Annotated in this window: 15 protein-coding genes and 2 riboswitches; of the genes, 6 read left to right on the plus strand and 9 right to left on the minus strand. The window is 72.8% G+C overall.

The annotated features are described in order from the left end of the window. The first annotated feature begins 38 nt into the window (after positions 1 to 38). A complete protein-coding gene (locus HEQ75_RS15465) occupies positions 39 to 2,021 on the plus strand; it encodes an ATP-binding protein (RefSeq protein ID WP_168032167.1) in 1,983 nt (660 codons plus the stop codon). A 95-nt stretch (positions 2,022 to 2,116) separates the two neighbouring features. Here the strand turns inward: HEQ75_RS15465 and HEQ75_RS15470 are convergent, their stop codons facing one another. The 4 genes from HEQ75_RS15470 to HEQ75_RS15485 form a co-directional block, all read right to left on the minus strand. Next, a complete protein-coding gene (locus HEQ75_RS15470; protein WP_168032169.1) occupies positions 2,117 to 2,653 on the minus strand; it encodes a hypothetical protein in 537 nt (178 codons plus the stop codon). An 8-nt stretch (positions 2,654 to 2,661) separates the two neighbouring features. Next, positions 2,662 to 3,837 carry a zinc-dependent alcohol dehydrogenase gene (locus HEQ75_RS15475; protein ID WP_168032171.1) on the minus strand — a complete coding sequence of 392 codons (1,176 nt, stop codon included), beginning with the start codon at positions 3,835 to 3,837 and terminating at the stop codon, positions 2,662 to 2,664. Positions 3,838 to 3,964: 127 nt separating this feature from the next. Beyond that, positions 3,965 to 4,927 carry an alpha/beta fold hydrolase gene (locus HEQ75_RS15480; RefSeq protein WP_168032173.1) on the minus strand — a complete coding sequence of 321 codons (963 nt, stop codon included), beginning with the start codon at positions 4,925 to 4,927 and terminating at the stop codon, positions 3,965 to 3,967. 70 nt (positions 4,928 to 4,997) lie between these two features. Next, positions 4,998 to 6,149: a M20 family metallopeptidase gene (locus HEQ75_RS15485; protein WP_168032175.1), complete on the minus strand. Its 1,152-nt coding sequence runs from the start codon at positions 6,147 to 6,149 to the stop codon at positions 4,998 to 5,000. Between the two features lie 123 nt (positions 6,150 to 6,272). After that, a riboswitch (glycine riboswitch) is annotated at positions 6,273 to 6,384 on the plus strand. Between the two features lie 13 nt (positions 6,385 to 6,397). Continuing rightward, a riboswitch (glycine riboswitch) is annotated at positions 6,398 to 6,505 on the plus strand. 56 nt (positions 6,506 to 6,561) lie between these two features. Between HEQ75_RS15485 and gcvT the strand changes: the two genes are divergently transcribed. From gcvT to HEQ75_RS15510, 5 genes are all read left to right on the plus strand, one after another. After that, positions 6,562 to 7,647 carry a glycine cleavage system aminomethyltransferase GcvT gene (gene gcvT, locus HEQ75_RS15490; RefSeq protein WP_168032216.1) on the plus strand — a complete coding sequence of 362 codons (1,086 nt, stop codon included), beginning with the start codon at positions 6,562 to 6,564 and terminating at the stop codon, positions 7,645 to 7,647. 16 nt (positions 7,648 to 7,663) lie between these two features. Beyond that, positions 7,664 to 8,041, plus strand: coding sequence for a glycine cleavage system protein GcvH (gene gcvH / locus HEQ75_RS15495; protein WP_168032177.1), 378 nt, complete (start codon positions 7,664 to 7,666; stop codon positions 8,039 to 8,041). Beyond that, positions 8,038 to 10,944, plus strand: coding sequence for an aminomethyl-transferring glycine dehydrogenase (gcvP, locus tag HEQ75_RS15500; RefSeq protein WP_168032179.1), 2,907 nt, complete (start codon positions 8,038 to 8,040; stop codon positions 10,942 to 10,944). Before gcvH ends, gcvP begins: the two co-directional genes overlap by 4 nt. Beyond that, complete coding sequence (locus tag HEQ75_RS15505) at positions 10,945 to 11,436, plus strand: CinA family protein (protein ID WP_168032181.1); 492 nt, start codon at positions 10,945 to 10,947, stop codon at positions 11,434 to 11,436. An 83-nt stretch (positions 11,437 to 11,519) separates the two neighbouring features. Further along, complete coding sequence (locus HEQ75_RS15510) at positions 11,520 to 12,533, plus strand: alpha/beta fold hydrolase (RefSeq protein ID WP_168032183.1); 1,014 nt, start codon at positions 11,520 to 11,522, stop codon at positions 12,531 to 12,533. Between the two features lie 247 nt (positions 12,534 to 12,780). On the opposite strand, the gene HEQ75_RS15515 is transcribed toward HEQ75_RS15510, so the two are convergent. The 5 genes from HEQ75_RS15515 to HEQ75_RS15535 all read right to left on the minus strand — a co-directional run bounded on the left by HEQ75_RS15515 (position 12,781) and on the right by HEQ75_RS15535 (position 18,164). Next, positions 12,781 to 13,803 (minus strand): ABC transporter substrate-binding protein, encoded by a 1,023-nt coding sequence (locus tag HEQ75_RS15515; RefSeq protein ID WP_209318583.1) that lies wholly within the window; start codon positions 13,801 to 13,803, stop codon positions 12,781 to 12,783. A gap of 18 nt (positions 13,804 to 13,821) precedes the next feature. Continuing rightward, on the minus strand, positions 13,822 to 14,892 hold the full coding sequence (locus HEQ75_RS15520) for an aromatic ring-hydroxylating oxygenase subunit alpha (protein WP_168032187.1): 1,071 nt from the start codon (positions 14,890 to 14,892) through the stop codon (positions 13,822 to 13,824). A gap of 186 nt (positions 14,893 to 15,078) precedes the next feature. Beyond that, entirely contained in the window at positions 15,079 to 16,065 is a 987-nt protein-coding gene (gene lpxK, locus HEQ75_RS15525; RefSeq protein WP_168032189.1) for a tetraacyldisaccharide 4'-kinase, read from the minus strand. Between the two features lie 58 nt (positions 16,066 to 16,123). After that, complete coding sequence (locus HEQ75_RS15530) at positions 16,124 to 17,473, minus strand: 3-deoxy-D-manno-octulosonic acid transferase (protein ID WP_328734073.1); 1,350 nt, start codon at positions 17,471 to 17,473, stop codon at positions 16,124 to 16,126. After that, positions 17,466 to 18,164, minus strand: a complete 699-nt coding sequence (locus HEQ75_RS15535; RefSeq protein ID WP_235961693.1) for a lysophospholipid acyltransferase family protein — start codon at positions 18,162 to 18,164, stop codon at positions 17,466 to 17,468. The genes HEQ75_RS15530 and HEQ75_RS15535 overlap by 8 nt, the downstream gene beginning before the upstream one ends. Positions 18,165 to 18,322 lie beyond the last annotated feature (158 nt).

Consider the following 18,322-nt stretch of genomic DNA (forward strand, 5'->3'; position numbering starts at 1 on the left):
CGCCTATGCGGGGCCATTGTTCCGCAAGGGGAGGCGAGGTGGACGGCGGCGGAGACGAAGCGGAATCGGAACGGACGGCGGCGGAGCTCGAGCAGCTGCGCGTCGCGCTCGAGGATGTGCGCAACCAGGCCGCGGATCTCCTCGCCGACCGCAACAGGCTGGCCGACGAGGTGGCGCACGCCCGGCGCCGCCTGCGGGAGGTGGAGGGGCAGCTGATGCAGCGCGAGGCCGCGGCGGAGCAGGCCCGTTCGCTGCTGCGCCAGCCCGCAGTCCCGCCTGCCGAGGCCGCGGCCCATGCCGAAAACCTGCAGGTGGCGCTGGAGGAGCTGCAGGTCATCGCCGAGGAGCTGGAGCAGGCGAATACCGCGCTGGCGCAGGCGAATGCGCTGCTCGAACAGCGGGTGAAGGAACGCACCGCGGAGCTGGCGGCGGCGAATGCCCGGCTGCGCGACAGCGAGGAAAGGCTGCGCCTGGCGCAATCCTATGCCGGCGCCGGCACCTGGGACTGGGACATCCTGAACGACCGCGTCGAATGGTCGGAGGAGTATTTCGACCTGTACGGGCTGGATCCCTCGACGGTCCGGCCCTCCTACGCCGCCTGGGTCGCCTCGATCCACAGCGCCGACCGCGCGGTGGCCGAGGCGGCGTTGCAGGCATGCCTGCGGCGGACGACGCCGGAATTCAAGGTCGAGTACCGCATCCTCCACCCGCACCGCGGCCTGCGCTGGCTGTCCGGCCGCGGCCGGCTGGTCTGTGACCGGGCCGGGCGGCCGGTCCGGCTCATCGGGCTCAACCTCGACATCACCGACCGCAAGCTGGCGGAGCTGACGCTGGAAGACGCCAATCGCGGCCTGCGGCGCGAGGTGGAACAGGAGGTGCGGGCGCGGGAAGCCGCCCAGGCGCAGCTGTTCCAGACCCTGAAGCTGGAGGCGCTCGGCCAGCTGACCGGCGGCGTGGCGCATGATTTCAACAACCTTCTCTCCGTCATCACCAGCGGCATCGCCCTGCTGCGCACTGCCGAGGACCCGGCGCGGCGCGAGAAGCTGGCGGAAGCGATGGCGCAGGCGGCGCGGCGCGGCGCCGACCTGACCCGGCGCCTGCTGACCTTCGCGCGCCGTCAGACGCTGCATCCGGGGCCGCTGGAACTGCGCGGCTGGCTGACCGAGATGCGCGAATTGCTGGCCCGCACCCTGCGCGGCGACATCACCATCGAGATCGAGATGCAGCCCGACCTCTGGCCGGTGCTGGTCGATGCCGGCGAGCTGGAACTGGCCCTGCTGAACCTGGCGGTGAATGCGCGGGACGCAATGCCGCGCGGCGGAAGGCTGCGCCTGCGGGCGCAGAATGCCAGCCTGTCGCGGGCGGGGAGCCCTGACCTGGTGGATGGCGACTATGTGCGGCTCTGCATCGCCGACAATGGCATCGGCATGACGCCGGACGTGCTGAGCCGCGCCTTCGAGCCGTTCTTCACCACGAAGGAGGCCGGGCACGGCACCGGCCTGGGCCTCGCCCAGGTCTACGGCTTCGTCCGGCAGTCGGGCGGCGCGGCGCGGGTGCAAAGCGAGCCGGGGCGCGGCACCACCGTCTCGCTGCTGCTGCCGCGGGCACCCGCCGAGGCAGTGCAGGCCGCTTCCCGCGAGACCCCGCCGCAGCTGCCGGATACGCGGCCCCTGGACCTCCTGCTGGTGGAGGATGACGAGGCCGTGGCCGCCCTGACCGCGGACATGCTGCGCCATCTGGGCCACCGGGTCCGGCGGGTGTCGAGCGCCGCGGCGGCGCTGCGGGCGCTGGCGGCGGGCCCGCCGCCTGACCTGGTGATGACCGACGTGGTGATGCCAGGCGGGCAGGACGGGCTGGACCTGGCGCGCCGCCTGGCGAGCGAGCGGCCGGGCCTGCCGGTGGTGCTGTGCAGCGGCTTCAGCGGCGCGCCGGCGCGGGTGGAGGCGCTGGGACTGCCGCTGCTGCGCAAGCCCTTCGGCCTGGATGAGCTGCGCAGCGCCCTGGCGCAGGCCAGCAGCTGAGCGCCGCGCGCCCAGGGCCGCGATCCTGGCCGCGATCCTGGCCGCGATCCTGGCCGCGGCGCCCAAGACCGCCCGATCCGGCGCGCTGCGCGTGCTCAGGACCCCAGCCGGGGCGCCTCTGGCGTCGCCCGCAGGTCGGGCGGGACCGGGAAATCCGCCGCCGCGCCGCGGGCCCGGGCAAGGCCGCCGGGAAAGCCGCTGCGGTCGCCATGATGGCGGCGCAGCGGCGCCATGGCGCGCGCGCGTTCCCGGCCATGCCGTTTGGCCAGGGATTGCGCCACCAGCAGGTCCACCAGCGCGATGCCGGCCACCGCCGCCAGCGCCACCCCGGCCCTGGCGCCGCCGCCCCGGCCGCGGCCGAGGACCATCGCCAGGCTCACCGCATCCATCGCATCGCCGGCCAGTCGGGCGCGCAGGCCGAGGCCGCGATCGACGGACAGCGACAGCAGGCCGCTCGCCACCTCCCGCGCCCCGGTCATGCGCATCAGCCCTTCCTGCCCGCGCATCCCCAGCGCCCGGCTGACGCGGCTGGGCGCGGCGATCTGCACCAGGCCGAGCCCGATGCTGAACCAGCCAAGCGCCCGGCCCAGCCGGTCCGCGGTGCCGAGGGAGCCGCGCGGGGGGTGGCGCATGGGGGTCCTCATGGCCTCAGCACCACCTTGATGCAGCCGTCCTGCTTGTTGCGGAAAACGTTGTACATCTCCGGCCCCTCCTGCAGCCCGACGCGATGGGTGATGACGAAGGAAGGATCGATCTGCCCGGCCTCGATCCGCCGCAGCAGGTCGTCGGTCCAGCGCCGCACATGCGTCTGGCCGGTGCGGATGGTCAGGCCCTTGTTCATCACGAGGCCCATCGGGAACTTGTCGATCAGCCCGCTGTAGACGCCGGGGACGGACAGGATGCCGCCGGGGCGGCAGACATAGATCATCTCCCGCAGCACATGCGGGCGGTCATTCTCCAGCATCACCATCTGCTTGGCGCGGTCGTACAGCGTATCGGGCTGGCCGAGGCCGACATGGCTTTCCATGCCGGTGGCATCGATGCATTTCTGCGGGCCCTTGCCGTCCGTCATGTCGTTCAGCCGCTCGATGATGCGGTCCTCCTCGAAGTTCAGCGGGATGGCGCCGCCGGCGGCGGCCATGCCGAGGCGCTCCGGCAGCCGGTCGATGGCGATGACCTGCTTGGCGCCGAGCAGCACGGCGGAGCGGATGGCCATCTGCCCGACCGGGCCGCAGCCCCAGACCACCACGGTGTCGTCGCGCTCGATGTCGCATTGCACGGCGGCCTGCCAGCCGGTGGGCAGGATGTCCGAGAGGAACAGCACCTGGTCGTCGGTCAGGCCGTCCGGCACCTTGATGTGCGTTTCGTCGGCGAAGGGCACGCGGAGGTATTCCGCCTGCCCGCCGGCATAGCCGCCGGTCAGCTGGCTGTAGCCGAACATGCCGGCGCCGGCATGGCCGAAGACCTTGTCCGCCATCGCCTTGTTCCGGTTGCTGCGCTCGCAGGCCGAATAGTAGCCGCGGCGGCATTGCGGGCATTCGCCGCAGGTGATGGTGAAGGGGATGACCACGCGTTCGCCCTTGCGCAGCCGGCCGGCGGCGCCGGCGCCGACCTCCACCACCTCCCCCATCGTTTCGTGCCCCATGATGTCGCCGGGCTTCATCGCCGGGATCATGTTGTGGAACAGGTGCAGGTCGGACCCGCAGATGGCGCAGGCGGTGACGCGGATGATGGCGTCGCGCGGGTCCTCGATGACCGGGTCCGGCACGCTGTCGCACCGGATGTCCTCCTTGCCGTGCCAGACCAGTGCCCGCATCCGTCCAATCCCCCTGCCGCGCCCTTCGCGTGACGCCTGAATGCCGGGCGGGGCCACCGGGTTCGGCGGCGGGGCGGTCACGCTGGCGCGAATCCGCCGGCGCAATCACCGCGCAGCGCGCGCGGGCTCAGGCCGTTGCGCGGGCGGCGGCGTCGCGGATCGCCCGCACCACCGCGTCCGGCGCCTGGTGATGGATCATGTGGCCCGCGCCGGGCAGCAGCCGCAGAGTGCTGCCGGGGATGTCGCGGTGCAGGCGGCCGGATTGGCGCTCGACATCGACGATGCGGTCCCCGTCGCCGGCCAGGATCAGCACGGGCATGGGCAGCGCCCCGTGCCGGTGGCGGGTGGCCATGGCGGCCGGCACCATCAGCGCCGTGTCGGCCGCCGCGGCGCGCAGCTGGGACGGGCGCAGCGCCAGGCCGGTGGGGAAGCCGGCGGCGAAATGCGCCGGCACCGGGCCGGGGGCGAAGATCCGCCGGAACAGCAGCGGCGCGATGGCCAGGCCCAGCAGGGGCGACAGCGTGTAGCGCAGCAGGTCGCCCAGGATGGGGATGGCGGGGCCCGAGAAGGCCGGCACCTCCGCCCGCAGGGTGGGCGTGTAGTAGCCGGACATCAGCACCAGCGCCGCCACCTGGTCCGGCCGCTGCAGCGCCATCTCCATCGCCACCAGCGTGCCCCAGGAATGCCCCGCCAGCACGGCGCGGTCCACGCCCAGCCGGTGCAGCGCCCGGCCGATCAGCCGCGCCTGGGCCGCCGCCGTCCAGATCCGGCGGCGCGGCCGGTCGCTGTGGCCGAAGCCCGGGCGGTCGAAGACCAGGACATGGTGGTGGCGGGCCAGCGACCCGACGATCCCGCTGAGGGCGAAATCCTCGGCCATGGCGCCGTTGCCGTGCAGCAGCACCACGGGCGGGCCGGGTCGGTCGGTCCCATGCTCGATGACATGCAGCCGCAGCCCGTCCACCTGGACGAAGCGGCCCCGCGGCGGGCGCCGGGCCTCGCTGCGGCGGGCGACCACGTGATTGGCCAGGGCCAGCAGCCCGAGGGCGGTGGCGGAGGCGGCGAGGAGGCGGGCGGTGGGGCGGAAGGACATCCCGGGGCAACGGGCCACGCCGCGGCAAGTTGCCGGCCGGCAGGATGACCACGCCCGCACGCCGGCGCTGCTACCCCAGCGGCGCGCCCGGCCGGCCCAGCGTCTCGAACAGCCGGACGAACAGGCGGGTGCGTGGCACCAGGCAGCCGATCTCGATGTGCTCCTCATGGCTGTGCGGCCCGCCACCGATCACGCCCAGCCCGTCCAGCGTCGGCACGCCGAGCGCGCCGGTGAAATTGCCGTCGCTGCCGCCGCCGGCGATGCGCTCCCCCAGCACCGGGTAGGGGCCATCGGCCGCCAGCGCCCGGGCGTGGTCGTAGAGCGCCTGGATCGCCCTGGTCTTGCCGAAGGGCGGGCGGGACAGGCCGGGCGTGATCTCCAGCCGCACATCCGGATCCTGCGGCCGCAGCGCGGCCAGCGCCGCCGCTAGTTCCGCCGCCTCCGCCGCCGTGGGCACCAGCGCGTAGCAGATGGCGCGGCATTCGGCGGGCACGATGTTCTCATGCGTGCCGCCGGAGACGGTGCCGATGTTCACGTAGAACTGGCGCGCATGGTCGGTCAGCGCCTCGATCGCCAGGATCTGGCGCGCCATCTCCCGGATCGCGGAGCGGCCCTCGGCATGGGTGGCGCCGGCATGGGCGGGGCGACCGATGGTGCGCAGGTGGTGGCGCGCGATGCCGTGCCGGCCGACCGTCAGCCGGCCGCCCTCCCCCGACGGCTCCGGCACCAGCACCGCGGCATGGCGTCGCGCCTCCGCCTCGATGGCGGGGCGGGAGGAGGGGCTGCCCATCTCCTCGTCCGGGATCATCATCACCGTCACCGGCAGATGCGGGCGGCGGCCGGTGGCGTACAGGTATTCCAGCGCGGCGACGGCCATCGCATTGCCGCCCTTCATGTCGTAGATCCCCGGGCCGTAGGCGCGGCCGCCTTCCACCCGGAAGGGCAGCGCGCCGGCCAGGGTGCCGACGGGATGCACCGTGTCGACATGGCCGCAGACCAGCAGGCCTGGCTTATCGTTCCGTTCACCTTCGACTCGGCCGAGCAGGATGTCGGCGAAGCCGTCCCGGCCGGGGGTGCGTTCGATGCGGGCGCCGATGGCCCGCAGCTTCGCTGCCACATGGTCCGCCATGCGGTTCACCGCGGCCGCGTCCTGCGTCGGGCTTTCCAGGCGGACCCAGCCTTCCACCGCCCGCAGCAGGGCTTCCGCCGTCAATTCCCGCATGGCCGTCCCCTTCGGTTCCCGGCGCGCAGGCAATCACCGCCCCCGCCCGGCGTCCATCCTGGCGCGCCTCGTCAGGGCGCCGTTGCGCGCGGATCGCGGCTCGGGCATACCGCGCTCTCCCGCTGACACCGCGCGGGAGAGAGTGGCGGCGGCATCCCGGCAGGGGTGCGGCGGCCACCGCCGAAGGCGCAACCGGCCCCCGGAAACGCTCAGGCAGAAGGGCCGCGCGGATTGCTGCCGAAGGGTGGCGGCGGGACTCTGGAAAGCCTGCGCCCCGAACGGGGCGCGGCACCGACGGAGAAAGGCCCGCCGCCAGCCGGGCCGAATCTCTCAGGTCACCGGACAGAGGGGGGTCACGGAACACCGCGCGCCATTCCGGCGTGTGGCAGCCTTTGGGGGCACCGTGACCGATCTGCTGGAGACTCCGCTTGCCTCGTTGCACCGCCAACTCGGGGGCCGGATGGTCCCCTTCGCGGGCTATGCGATGCCCGTGCAATACCCCGCCGGCATCCTGACGGAGCATCTGCACACGCGGGATGCCGCCGGGCTGTTCGACGTCTCCCATATGGGCCAGGCCGAGCTGGTGGGCGACGGCGCCGCCGCGGCGCTGGAGAAGCTGACGCCCGCCGATGTGCAGGGCCTGAAGCCCGGCCGGCAGCGCTATGGGGTGCTGATGACGGAGAGCGGCGGCATCCTGGATGATTTCATGGTGGCCAATCGCGGCGACCGGCTGTTCCTGGTGCTCAATGCCTCCCGCAAGCATCTGGACATCCCGGCCATCGAGGCGGTGCTGCCCGCCGGAGTCACGCTGCGGCCGCTGCCGGACCGGGCGCTGCTGGCCTTGCAGGGGCCGGGCGCCGTGCCGGCCCTCGCGACGCTGGCGCCGGGCATCGCCGCCATGAAATTCATGGATTTCGCCGAACACGCCCTCGCCGGCATCCCCTGCCTGGTCAGCCGCAGCGGCTATACCGGGGAGGATGGGGTGGAGATCTCCGTCCCGGCGGAACAGGCCGAGGCCCTGGCCCGCGCCCTGCTGGCGCTGCCGGGCGTGAAGCCGGCCGGCCTCGGCGCGCGCGATTCGCTGCGGCTGGAGGCCGGGCTCTGCCTCTACGGCAACGACCTGGACGAGACCACCAGCCCGGTGGAGGCCAACCTGGTCTGGACCATGGGCAAGCGCCGCCGCATGGCCTGGGATTTCCGCGGCGCCGAACGCTGCCGGGCGGAGCTGGACGGGGGCCCGGCGCGGCTGCGCGTCGGCATCCAGCCGGAAGGCCGCCAGCCGGCCCGCGGCCACACCCTGGTGCAGCAGGACGGCGCCGTGATCGGCGAGATCACTTCCGGCGGCTTCGGCCCTTCCGTCAATGCGCCCATCGCCATGGGCTATGTCGCGCGTGGCGCGGCGGCCGATGGCACCGCGCTGGACCTGATGGTGCGCGGCAAGGCGCTGCCCGCCCGCACCTGCCCCCTGCCCTTCACCCCGCACCGCTACGCCCGCTGAAAAGGACACGCTTCCGATGGCCGAGCTTCGCTTCACCAAGGATCATGAATGGGTGCGGCTGGAGGGCGATGTCGCCACCGTCGGCATCACCGACCACGCGCAGAACGCACTGGGCGACGTCGTCTTCGTCGACCTGCCGGAGCCGGGGCGCGAGGTGGCGGAGGCCGAGGCCTGCGCCGTGGTGGAAAGCGTGAAGGCGGCTTCCGACGTCTACGCGCCGGTGGCGGGCCGCGTGGTGGAAGCCAATGCGGCGCTGGGCGAGAACCCGGCGCTGATCAACACCGACCCGACCGGCGAGGGCTGGTTCTTCCGCCTGGCCGGCGTCGATGCCGCGGCCGTGGAGGCGCTGATGGACGAGGCGGCCTATGCGGCCTTCGTGGACAGCCTCGCATGAACGCCATCGCCGAGCTGACCGCGCTGGAGGACAAGGGCGAATTCGCCCGCCGCCATATCGGCCCCTCCGAGGCCGAGATCGCCGCCATGCTGGGGGCGGTCGGCGCCGAGAGCCTGGAGGCGCTGGCCGCGCGCACCGTGCCCGCCGGTATACGCAGCACCGCCCCCCTGCCGCTGCCGCCGGCAGCGACGGAAGCGGAGGCGATCGCGGAGTTGCGCGCCCTGGCGGCGAAGAACCGCGCCGACATCAAGTCGCTGATCGGCATGGGCTACCACGGCACGCTGACGCCGCCGGTGATTCTCCGCAACGTGCTGGAGAATCCGGGCTGGTACACGGCCTACACCCCCTATCAGGCGGAACTCGCCCAGGGCCGGCTGGAAGCGCTGCTGAACTTCCAGACGATGGTGACGGATCTGGCCGGGCTGCCGGTGGCGAATGCGTCCCTGCTCGATGAGGCGACGGCCGCCGCCGAGGCGATGGCGCTGGCCCATGCGGCGACGCGCGGCAAGTCCGATACGCTGGTGATCGCGGCGGATGTGCATCCGCAGACCCGCGCCGTGGTCGCCGCGCGGGCCGAGCCGCTGGGCTTCCGGGTGCTGATCGCCAGGCCCGCCGAGGTCGTGGCGACGGTGAACGCGGAAAAGCCCTTCGCGCTGCTGCTGCAATACCCCGGCACCACGGGCGAGGTGCGCGACCTGACGCGGGAGATCGCCGCGGCGCATGGCGCCGGCGGGCTCGCCATCGTCGCCGCCGATCCGCTGTCGCTGGTGCTGCTGAAGCCGCCGGGTGAGATGGGCGCCGATGTCGTCGTCGGCTCCACCCAGCGCTTCGGCGTGCCGATGGGCTATGGCGGGCCGCATGCCGGCTACATGGCGGTGAAGGATTCGCACAAGCGGCTGATGCCGGGGCGCCTGGTGGGCGTTTCCGTCGATGCCGCAGGGCAGCCGGCCATGCGCCTCGCGCTGCAGACGCGCGAGCAGCACATCCGGCGCGAGAAGGCGACGAGCAACATCTGCACCGCGCAGGTGCTGCTGGCGGTGATGGCCGGCATGTATGCGGTGTGGCACGGGCCGGAGGGCCTGGCCCGCATCGCCCGGCGCGTCGCCCTGCAGGCGCGGCTGCTGGGCGCGGCGGCGAAGCGCTGCGGCTTCGCCCTGCGGCATCGCGACCTCTTCGACACGATCTGCCTCGAAGCCGGCAACAAGGCGGGGGCGCTGGTCGCCGCTGGCCTGAAGCGCGGCTTCAACCTGGCGCGCCATGAGGGTGGCGGCGTCGGCATCGCGCTGGACGAGACGGTGACGCGCGAGGACCTGCTGGCGCTGATGGCGGCGATGGCGGAAGCCGCCGGCACCGTGCCGCCGCTCCTCGATTCGCTGGACCCGGAGGGCGGCATCCCGGCCTCGCTGGCGCGCGCCAGCGCGGTGCTGACGGCGGAGGTGTTCCGCAGCCATCACGCGGAACACGCGATGCTGCGCTACCTGAAGAAGCTGGAAGACAAGGACGTCGCGCTGAACCGCAGCATGATCCCGCTGGGGTCCTGCACGATGAAGCTGAATGCGACGGCGGAGATGATCCCGGTCACCTTCCCGGGATTCTCCAACATCCACCCCTTCGCCCCCATCGACCAGGCGGCGGGCTACCTGGAGATGATCCGGCGGCTGGAAGCCTGGCTGTGTGCCGTCACCGGCTTCGCCGCCGTGTCGCTGCAGCCGAATGCGGGCAGCGCGGGCGAATATGCCGGGCTGCTGGCGATCCGGTCCTGGCACCGGGCGCGTGGCGACCTGCACCGCGACATCTGCCTGATCCCGAGTAGCGCCCATGGCACCAACCCGGCCTCCGCGGTGATGGCGGGCATGAAGGTGGTGGTGGTGGGCTGCGACCGCGATGGCAATGTGGATCTGGACGATCTGCGCGCCAAGGTGGATCAGCATGCGGATCGCCTCGCCGCGCTGATGGTCACCTACCCGTCCACCCATGGCGTCTTCGAGGAAGCCATCCGGGAGATCTGCGCCCTGATCCATGAGAAGGGCGGGCAGGTCTACATGGATGGCGCCAACATGAACGCGCAGGTGGGCCTGACCAGCCCGGCCGCGATCGGCGCCGATGTCTGCCACCTGAACCTGCACAAGACCTTCTGCATCCCGCATGGCGGCGGCGGCCCGGGCGTGGGGCCGATCGGCGTCGCGGCGCATCTGGCGCCGTTCCTGCCGGCGCACCCGCTGCTGGCGGAAGCCGGCCCGCAGGCGACCAGCCATGGTCCGGTGGCCGCCGCGCCCTTCGGCAGCGCGTCGATCCTGCCGATCTCCTACGCCTATATCCGCATGATGGGGCCGGAGGGGCTGACGCGGGCGACGCAGGTGGCGATCCTGAACGCCAACTACGTGGCGGCGAAGCTGGCGCCGCACTACCCGGTGCTCTACCGCGGGCGCCAGGGCATGGTGGCGCATGAATGCATCCTGGACTGCCGCGGCTTCCAGCAGAATGGCGGCGCCAGCGTGGAGGACATCGCCAAACGGCTGCAGGATTACGGCTTCCACGCGCCCACCATGTCCTGGCCGGTGACCGGGACGCTGATGGTGGAGCCGACGGAGTCCGAGACGATGGGCGAGCTGGACCGCTTCATCGCCGCCATGGTGGCGATCCGCGGCGAGATCCGCGCCATCGAGCAGGGCCGCATGGACCGTGCCGACAACCCGCTGAAGAACGCCCCGCACACGGCGGCGGAGGTCACGGCGGAGGCCTGGACGCACCCCTACACCCGCGAACAGGCCGCCTTCCCGCTGCCCTATGTGGCCCGCCAGAAGTACTGGCCGCCGGTGAAGCGGGTGGACAATGTGCATGGCGACCGCAACCTGGTCTGCACCTGCGCGCCGCTGGAAGCCTATGCGCAGGCGGCCGAGTAGGTGCGGGACCTCTTCGCCAAGGGCGAGGCGGTTGGCGCGTTGCTGAAGGCGCGCCGCGAAACCGTGGCCGTGGCGGAATCCTCCGCCGGCGGGCTGGTCTCGGCCAGCCTGCTCGCGGTGCCGGGGGCAAGCGCCTATTTCCTCGGCGGCGCCGTCAGCTACACGGCGCCGGCGCGAGAGGCTTTTCTGGGCATTTCCGCGGCGGACATGGCGCGGGCGGGGCTGCGCTCCTCCTCCGAGCCCTATGCGATGCTGCTGGCCCGCACGCTGCGGGCGCGGCTCGGCACCAGCTGGGGCATCGCGGAAACCGGCGCGGCCGGACCCTCCGGCAACCGCTATGGCGATGCGGCCGGGCATAGCTGCCTGGCAATCGCCGGCCCGGTGGAACGGGTGGTGACGCTGGAGACCGGGCACGCCGACCGCGCCGCCAACATGCAGCAATTCGCCCTGGCGCTGCTGGCGCTGTTCGAGGATGTGATGGCCGGGCGATAGCCGCCTGGCCCATGGCCGGGACGCCGTCCCACGCTGTAGGATCGCCTCAGCCGGCCCGAGAGCCTGGCGGAGGGGAAATGGCCATGATCCGATTCGGTGCCGCGCTTGCCGCGGCCTGGCTTGCCTTGGGCGGCGCCGCACAGGCGCAGCCGATCACGCTGGAGCGCTTCGGCTCCTTCCATGTCGGCGGGCGGCAGGTGGTGCTTTCGGGCCAGCCGGTACGCGAATACCTGCCGACCGCGGGCAGCGTGCCGCTGCGCATCGACCCGAACGGCGTGCACATGGTGGGGCAGATGTATGCCCGCTTCATGGTGCCCGCGCCGCAGCGCGGCGCGGCGCCGCTGATGCTGTGGCACGGCGCCTATCTCACCGGCGTCACCTGGGAAACCACGCCGGATGGCCGGCCGGGCTGGGACGAGTTCTTCCTGCGCCGCGGCTGGGCCACCTATGTGACGGATGCGGTGGAACGCGGCCGCAGCGGCGCCGCCATGGTGCCCGAGATCTACGCCCCGCCGCTGCACCTGCCGGCGCAGAACCCGTGGGAGCGGTTCCGCATCGGCACCGGCGCGGGGTCCTATGCCACGCGCTCCGTCCTGCCGGGCAACCAGTTCCCGACCGAGCAGTATGAAGCCTTCACCCGCCAGGTGGTGGCCCGCTATCTGGGCACCGATGCGGACGTGCTCGCCGCCTATGTCGCGCTGCTGGAGCGGGTCGGTCCTTCGGTGGTCATCGCGCACAGCCAGGGTGGCGCCCTTGCCTGGCAGGTGGCGCAGCGGCGGCCGGACCTGTTCCGCGCGCTGGTCCTCATCGAGCCCGCCGGCATCGGCGTGGCGGCGGAGGCCGCGAAGCTGAAGGATATTCCGCAGCTGCTGGTCTATGGCGACTATGTCGAGCAGGATCCGCGCTGGTCCGTCATCCGCCGCAACGCCCGCGGTTTTGCCGCGGCGATCCAGGCGGCCGGCGGCACCGTGGAGGATGTGGACCTGCCGGGCCGCGGCATTCCGGGCAACAGCCACATGCTGATGATGGACCGCAACAGCGACGCAGTGGCCGCCCTGGTGCAGGGCTGGCTGGCGCGGCAGGGGCTCTGGCGATAGCCGGGGGCTGGAGCCGTCTCACCGGCAGCGAAGGCGGTGTGACGGCTCCGGCTTGCTGGTCCGAGGCGTTTTCCAGGTCGCCTTGCGACGCCGCAAGGCATCGATCTGGGCGCCCGCCCTCTCCCGGTGGGGAGAGGGCCTTCGGCTCAGCAAGCGTGAGGCAATCGGGCCTGTGCCCTGATGCCCGTTGATTAGGCTCGTCTCTCTCCTGCGACCGCGGCGCCTTCGGGCATCAAAGCGCGAACGCTCAGCTCAGCTTGAGGTCGGCGGCGGGAGGCAGGAAGGCGGTGGTGTAGATCTCTTCCTGGGAAGGCCGCCGCGGCAGGGCATAGACCTTCTCCAGGATGTCGAGGTTGCGCGCCAGCCGCGCCGGCTCCACCACCGACAGGCCGTTGCGCCGGGAATGCTCGGTCAGGATCATCTCGGCATTCACCAGCCGCACGCGCTGGCCCTCGATCCCCACCTCCGCCAGCGGCTCCGCCTCCTTCACCGCCTGGGTGGCATTGTCCGGGTCCCGCACCATGGACTGAACGCCGCGCGCGATGGCCCGCACCACGCCGCGGACGATCTCCGGATTCTGCTCGGCATAGCGCTTCGTCGTCATCACGCAGTTGGAATAGAGCGGCACGCCGAAGTCGCGGTAGCGCATGATGACCTGCCGGTCCTCCGCCAGGCCGAGCCCCTTCAGGCTCAGCACGGCGGAGCTGACGAAGCCGGTGATGGCGTCCACCTGGCCGCGCACGAGCATCGGCTCGCGCAGCTGCGGCGAAACGCTGACCCATTCCACCTTGCTGGCGTCGAAGCCGGCGGCATCGGCGAAGACCGGGAACAGCACCCGTCCGGCATCGCCATCGGGGGCGCCGATCCGCTTGCCCTCCAGGTCCTTCGGCACCCGGATCGGCCCGTCGCGGCGCGCCACGGCCGCCACCGGCAGCCCGTCATAGACCATCAGCACGCAGATCATGGCGTTGGCCGGATTCTCCGCCGTGAAGCGGATCATCGAGGAGAAGTCGCCGAAGCCGATGTCATGCGCGCCGCCGGCGATGTCCACCGGCACGCGGCCGGAGCCGAAGCCGCGGCTCATCCGCACCTCGATGCCCTCGTCGCGGAAATAGCCGTTGCGCACCGCGGCCAGGGCGAAGGCGGTGCTGCCGCTGATCGCCCAGTCCAGGGTGAAGCGGCAGCTTCGGCCCTGCGCCCGCAGCGCCGGGCTGCGCAGGATGGCGGCGGTGGCAAGGCCGGCGCCGAAGGCGCCACGTCGGGTCAGCATCATCCCTTCTCCCTGTCCTCAGGCGGTGGCCGGCTCCGGCACGCTTGCCGGGGCGGAATGGGTCTCGACGATGGCGCGCAGCTTCCGGCGCGCCAGGTTGCCGGCACGGTCCTGCGGCATGCCCTGCTCGGGCTTTTCCCCCGGCATGATCGGCACGTCGGCACGGGTCGCCTCGAGGATGATCTTGTCCTCGGTGGTCACGCGGCGGTCGAAGGCGATGGCGGCGGCGGCCGGGATGTCGGCCTCGCTGTCGTTCCTGATGCAGAACTGGGTGAACAGGATCCGCTTGTCGCCGAGCGGCGTCGCCGTGGTGAAGATGATGTGCTGCAGCCCGTTGGGGTAGGTGATGTGCAGCTTGCGGCAGTTCGGCGCCCACCAGGTGGCGGTGCGCCGGCGCACCGTGGTGTCGCTGTCGATGCCGGTGTAGCTCTTGCCCTCGCTGCGGTTGGCGATCGGCACCACGGCGCGGGAGACCAGGCCGAAATCGAACTCCTCGATCTCCTCCGGCGGCGGGACAGGCTGGCTGATGTCGCCTTGGGTGCCGCGGTGGACGAAGGCGACATGCGCCAGGTCGAACCAGTTGTCGACCAGGCGGAACAGCGACATGTCCCAGGGCTCGTGGAATTCCTGGATGATGCGGTAGCCCGCATCCTCGGCCTCCGGCAGCGCCGGGATCGGGATCAGCGGGTCCTCCACCGCGACCCAGACGAAGCCGTAGCGCAGCGCCACGTGATAGGCCTTCACCCGGGCGCTGGCGGGCGGCGCCACCTCCGGCCGCTGCGGGATCAGCGTGCACTGGCCGGCGGCGTTGAATTCCCAGCCATGATAGGGGCAGGCCAGGGCGGCGCCGCGCAACTCGCCCAGCGACAGGCGGGCGGAACGGTGGCAGCAGGAATCCTCCAGCGCCGAGACGGTGCCATCCGCCGCCTGCCACAGCACCATCTCCTCCCCGAACAGGGAGAAGGGCTGCGGCCCCTCGGCGAGGCGCGCCATCGGCATCGCGACATACCAGAAGCGCCGGAATACGGCGGCGTCACCGATCTTCATGGAGGTCTCCCCGGCCTGTTCCGGGCCGGGGAAATGCAACATGCATGCCAGTTGCCTGCGGGCGCCGGGGCATGATCCGCGCTGAGAGCCCCGCGCCTGCGCCGGCGCCGTGCCGGCGCGCCCCATCCGGGTCGTCAGGCGGCTCCGCCTGACCTGGAAATGCCCTGGAGACCGTTGAATCCAGGGCGAGAAGGGCGTTCGGATGGCGCCATCTGAACGCCGGTTGCTTCAGGCCGGGATCGGCACCCGGCCGGCCAGCGGATCCAGCAGGCTTTCGATCTGCGCCGATTCGGCCCATTCCAGCGCCACCGTCACCACCGTGACGCGGGACCGGAAGGCGGGCGGAATGCGCACGAAATCCTTCTTCGTGGTCACCGGCAGGGCACGCAGCGAATCCGCCTTGGCCAGCAGGTCCTGCATGTCCCCGGCATCGTAGGGGTAGTGGTCGTGGAAGGATTCGCGCCCCGCCAGCACCGCCCCGGCCTCGGCCAGCGTGCCGAAGAACTTGCGCGGGTTGGCGATGCCGCAGAAGGCGAAGACCGGCTGGCCGGCCAGGATCGCGGCCTCCGGCCCCGGCCGCAGCCGGGCGCGCAGCACCGGCAGGCCGGGCGGCAATTGCGCCAGCGCCCCCGTCTCATCCTCCCCGATCAGCACGGCGACGTGGCTGCGGGCGGCGGCGGCGCCGACCGGTTCGCGCAGCGGGCCGGCGGGAATGATGCGGCCATTGCCGAAACCGTAGCCGCCATCGATGACCAGCAGCGAGAGGTCCTTCGCCAGCCCCGGGTTCTGCAGCCCGTCATCCATCACGATGGCCTGGGCATTGGCGGCCACCGCGGCGCGGGCGCCGGCGGCGCGGTCGGCGGAAACCCAGGTGGGCCGCACCTCCGCCAGCAGCAGCGCCTCGTCGCCCACCATGGTGCTGTCATGCGTGGCGGGATCGACGCGGGCGGTGCCCTTCACCGTGCCGCCATAGCCGCGCGTCAGGAAATGCGCGGCGACGCCGCGATCCGCCAGGCGCCGGCCGAGATCCAGCGCCACGGTGGTCTTGCCGGCGCCGCCGGCCGTGGCGTTGCCGCAGCAGATCACCGGCACCGGCGCCTGCCAGCCCTGCTGCGCCATGCGCCGGGCGGTGGCCTGCGCGTAGAGCGCGGAGATGGGGGACAGCAGCAGGGGCATCACCCCCCCACCGCCCGCCCAGAAGCCGGGTGCTCGCATCAGGTTTGGACCATCTTTTCCGTTCAGATCCGTCAAGACCGGGCCATGGCCCGAACCGTCACCCCGGCGCCGCGCCGGGCCCGGGAAGCAGGGCCAGCAGCGCATCCGCCACCTGGCCCGGCAGGCCTGCCTGTCCTTCCGCCAGACCGGCGGCGGCGGCGACCATTGCCTGCGTCCCGCCACAATTGGATAGCACGGCCGCCACCTGCTCCGCCAGCGCCACGGGATCGGCGGAAACCCGCCTGGCGCCGCCGGCTTCCAGCAGCCGGCCGACGGCCTCCTCGAAGTTGAAGGTGTGCGGGCCGAGCAGGATCGGGCAGCCCAGCCTCGCCGGCTCCAACGGGTTCTGCCCGCCGCGCGGCACCAGGCTGCCGCCGACCAGGGCAACATCGGCCAAGCGGTAGAACAGGCCGAGTTCGCCCAGCGTATCCGCTACATGGACGGCGTGGTCCCGCGACGGCGCCTCGCCCGCGCCGCGTCGGGCAACGGCATGGCCGAGCCCGCGCGCCAGCGCCGCCACCGCCGGCCCGCGCTCCGGATGGCGCGGCACCAGCACGGTCAGCAGGCCGGGATGCGCGCGGGCCAGGATGTCATGCGCCGCCAGCACCACCGCATCCTCCCCCGGATGGGTGGAGGCGGCGAGGAACACCGGGCGGCCGGCCAGCAGCGCCTTCAGCCGGGCCAGTTCCGCCGCATCCGCCGGCAGCGGCGGCGCCGCCCATTTCAGGTCGCCCCAGCTTTCGGCGGCGACCGCGCCCAGCGCCGCCAGCCGCGCCCGATCCGCCGCCGAGCGCGCCAGCACCAGGCGGAAGCCGCCGAGGATGGTGCCGGCCAGGCCCGGCAGCCGGCGCCAGCGGGCGAAGGAACGCGCGCTCATCCGCGCATTCACCAGCGCCATGGGCAGGCGGCGGGCGCGGGCCGCGGCCAGCAGGTTGGGCCACAGTTCGCTTTCCACCAGCGCGCCGGCATCCGGCCGCCAGCCGTCCAGGAAGCGCCCCACCCATCCCGGCACGTCCAGCGGCGCGAAGCGGTGGGTGATGCGGGCGTGGCCTGCTGCGTCAGGCGCCAGCAGCGCGGGCGGCAGCCGGCGCCGCAGCGCCTCCGCCCCCGTCACCGTGCCGGTGGTCACCAGCAGGCGGAGCGCCGGGTCGCGCTCGGCCAGCGCCTCCAGCAGCGGCAGGGTGGACAGCGCCTCCCCCACGCTGGCGGCGTGCAGCCACAGCAGGCGGCCGGGGGGCCGGCCCGGCGGCAGCTCGGCGCCGAGGCCGTAGCGCTCCGCCAGCCGACCCGGCAGTTCCTTGCCGCGGCGGATGCGGCGGCGCAGGTGCCAGGGCAGCAGCGGCGCCACCAGGCTGGCCGCCAGCCACCAGGCGGTGCCGGCCAGGCTGATGCGCCCCGCCTCAGCCACCCGGCACCTCCGCCACGCCACAGAGCCGATCCGCCTCCGCACAGCTGGCATCGAGCGCCGCCTCGATGCCGGGCAGCGCCGCCGGCGCGCCGTCGCGGGGCACCTGGATCGGCGGACCGCAGACCACCACGCCGCGGCCGAAGGGCAGCGGGATCATCATGCGGTCCCAGGACCGGATGCGCCGCTGCGCCGTGCTGGCAGCGCTGAGCGGCACGACCGCCGCGCCGGACAGCGCCGCCAGCTGCGCCACGCCGGGCGCCGCCCGGCGGCGCGGCCCGCGCGGCCCATCCGGCGTGATCAGCACCGGCTGGCCCTGCCGCAGGGCGCGCAACAGGCCGGCCAGCGCGATGGCGCCGCCGCGGCGGGAGGAGCCATAGACCATGGTCACGCCGAAGCGTGCCACCGCGGCGCCGATGAACCGCCCGTCGCGGTGCTGGCTGACCAGCACATGCGGGCGCAGCTGCGCCACGCGCGGCTCGCGCGCCCGGGCCAGCCGGAACAGGGCCGGCATCACCGGCAGGCGTTCATGCCAGAAGGCGAGGATCAGTGGCTGCCCGGCGGCGATGAGGTCCAGCGCCGGCTCCGCCCCCAGCAATTGCCAGCGCGTGGTGCGCACCACCAGCACCAGGTACAGCCCGATCAGCCGCGCCAGGCCCGCCTGGACCGCCGGATGCCGGATGAGCTTGCGCATCATGGGCGGTTTGGGACGCACGCCATGGTCTGCCGGTAGCACGGTCCGGCCGGGTTAGGAAATTGCGCAGCCGGTCGGAACCGATGGAGGCCGGCCGGCCGCCGGAAGCCCCGCCGGCCATCCCCCAGGGGGGATGGCCTGCCGGCGCAGGGCCGGGG

This window comes from Falsiroseomonas selenitidurans, from assembly GCF_012103215.1.
Taxonomy (GTDB): domain Bacteria; phylum Pseudomonadota; class Alphaproteobacteria; order Acetobacterales; family Acetobacteraceae; genus Falsiroseomonas; species Falsiroseomonas selenitidurans.

Bases quoted from the DNA above. Each gene is read 5' to 3' on its own strand.
- HEQ75_RS15520 (WP_168032187.1), bottom strand. From the start codon at position 14,892: ATGTTGCATTTCCCCGGCCCGGAACAGGCCGGGGAGACCTCCATGAAG.
- HEQ75_RS15515 (WP_209318583.1), bottom strand. From the start codon at position 13,803: ATGCTGACCCGACGTGGCGCCTTCGGCGCCGGCCTTGCCACCGCCGCC.
- HEQ75_RS15480 (WP_168032173.1), bottom strand. From the start codon at position 4,927: ATGTCCTTCCGCCCCACCGCCCGCCTCCTCGCCGCCTCCGCCACCGCC.
- HEQ75_RS15535 (WP_235961693.1), bottom strand. From the start codon at position 18,164: ATGCGCAAGCTCATCCGGCATCCGGCGGTCCAGGCGGGCCTGGCGCGG.
- HEQ75_RS15475 (WP_168032171.1), bottom strand. From the start codon at position 3,837: ATGCGGGCACTGGTCTGGCACGGCAAGGAGGACATCCGGTGCGACAGC.
- HEQ75_RS15485 (WP_168032175.1), bottom strand. From the start codon at position 6,149: ATGCGGGAATTGACGGCGGAAGCCCTGCTGCGGGCGGTGGAAGGCTGG.
- HEQ75_RS15510 (WP_168032183.1), top strand. From the start codon at position 11,520: ATGATCCGATTCGGTGCCGCGCTTGCCGCGGCCTGGCTTGCCTTGGGC.
- lpxK (WP_168032189.1), bottom strand. From the start codon at position 16,065: ATGCGAGCACCCGGCTTCTGGGCGGGCGGTGGGGGGGTGATGCCCCTG.
- HEQ75_RS15470 (WP_168032169.1), bottom strand. From the start codon at position 2,653: ATGCGCCACCCCCCGCGCGGCTCCCTCGGCACCGCGGACCGGCTGGGC.
- gcvP (WP_168032179.1), top strand. From the start codon at position 8,038: ATGAACGCCATCGCCGAGCTGACCGCGCTGGAGGACAAGGGCGAATTC.
- gcvH (WP_168032177.1), top strand. From the start codon at position 7,664: ATGGCCGAGCTTCGCTTCACCAAGGATCATGAATGGGTGCGGCTGGAG.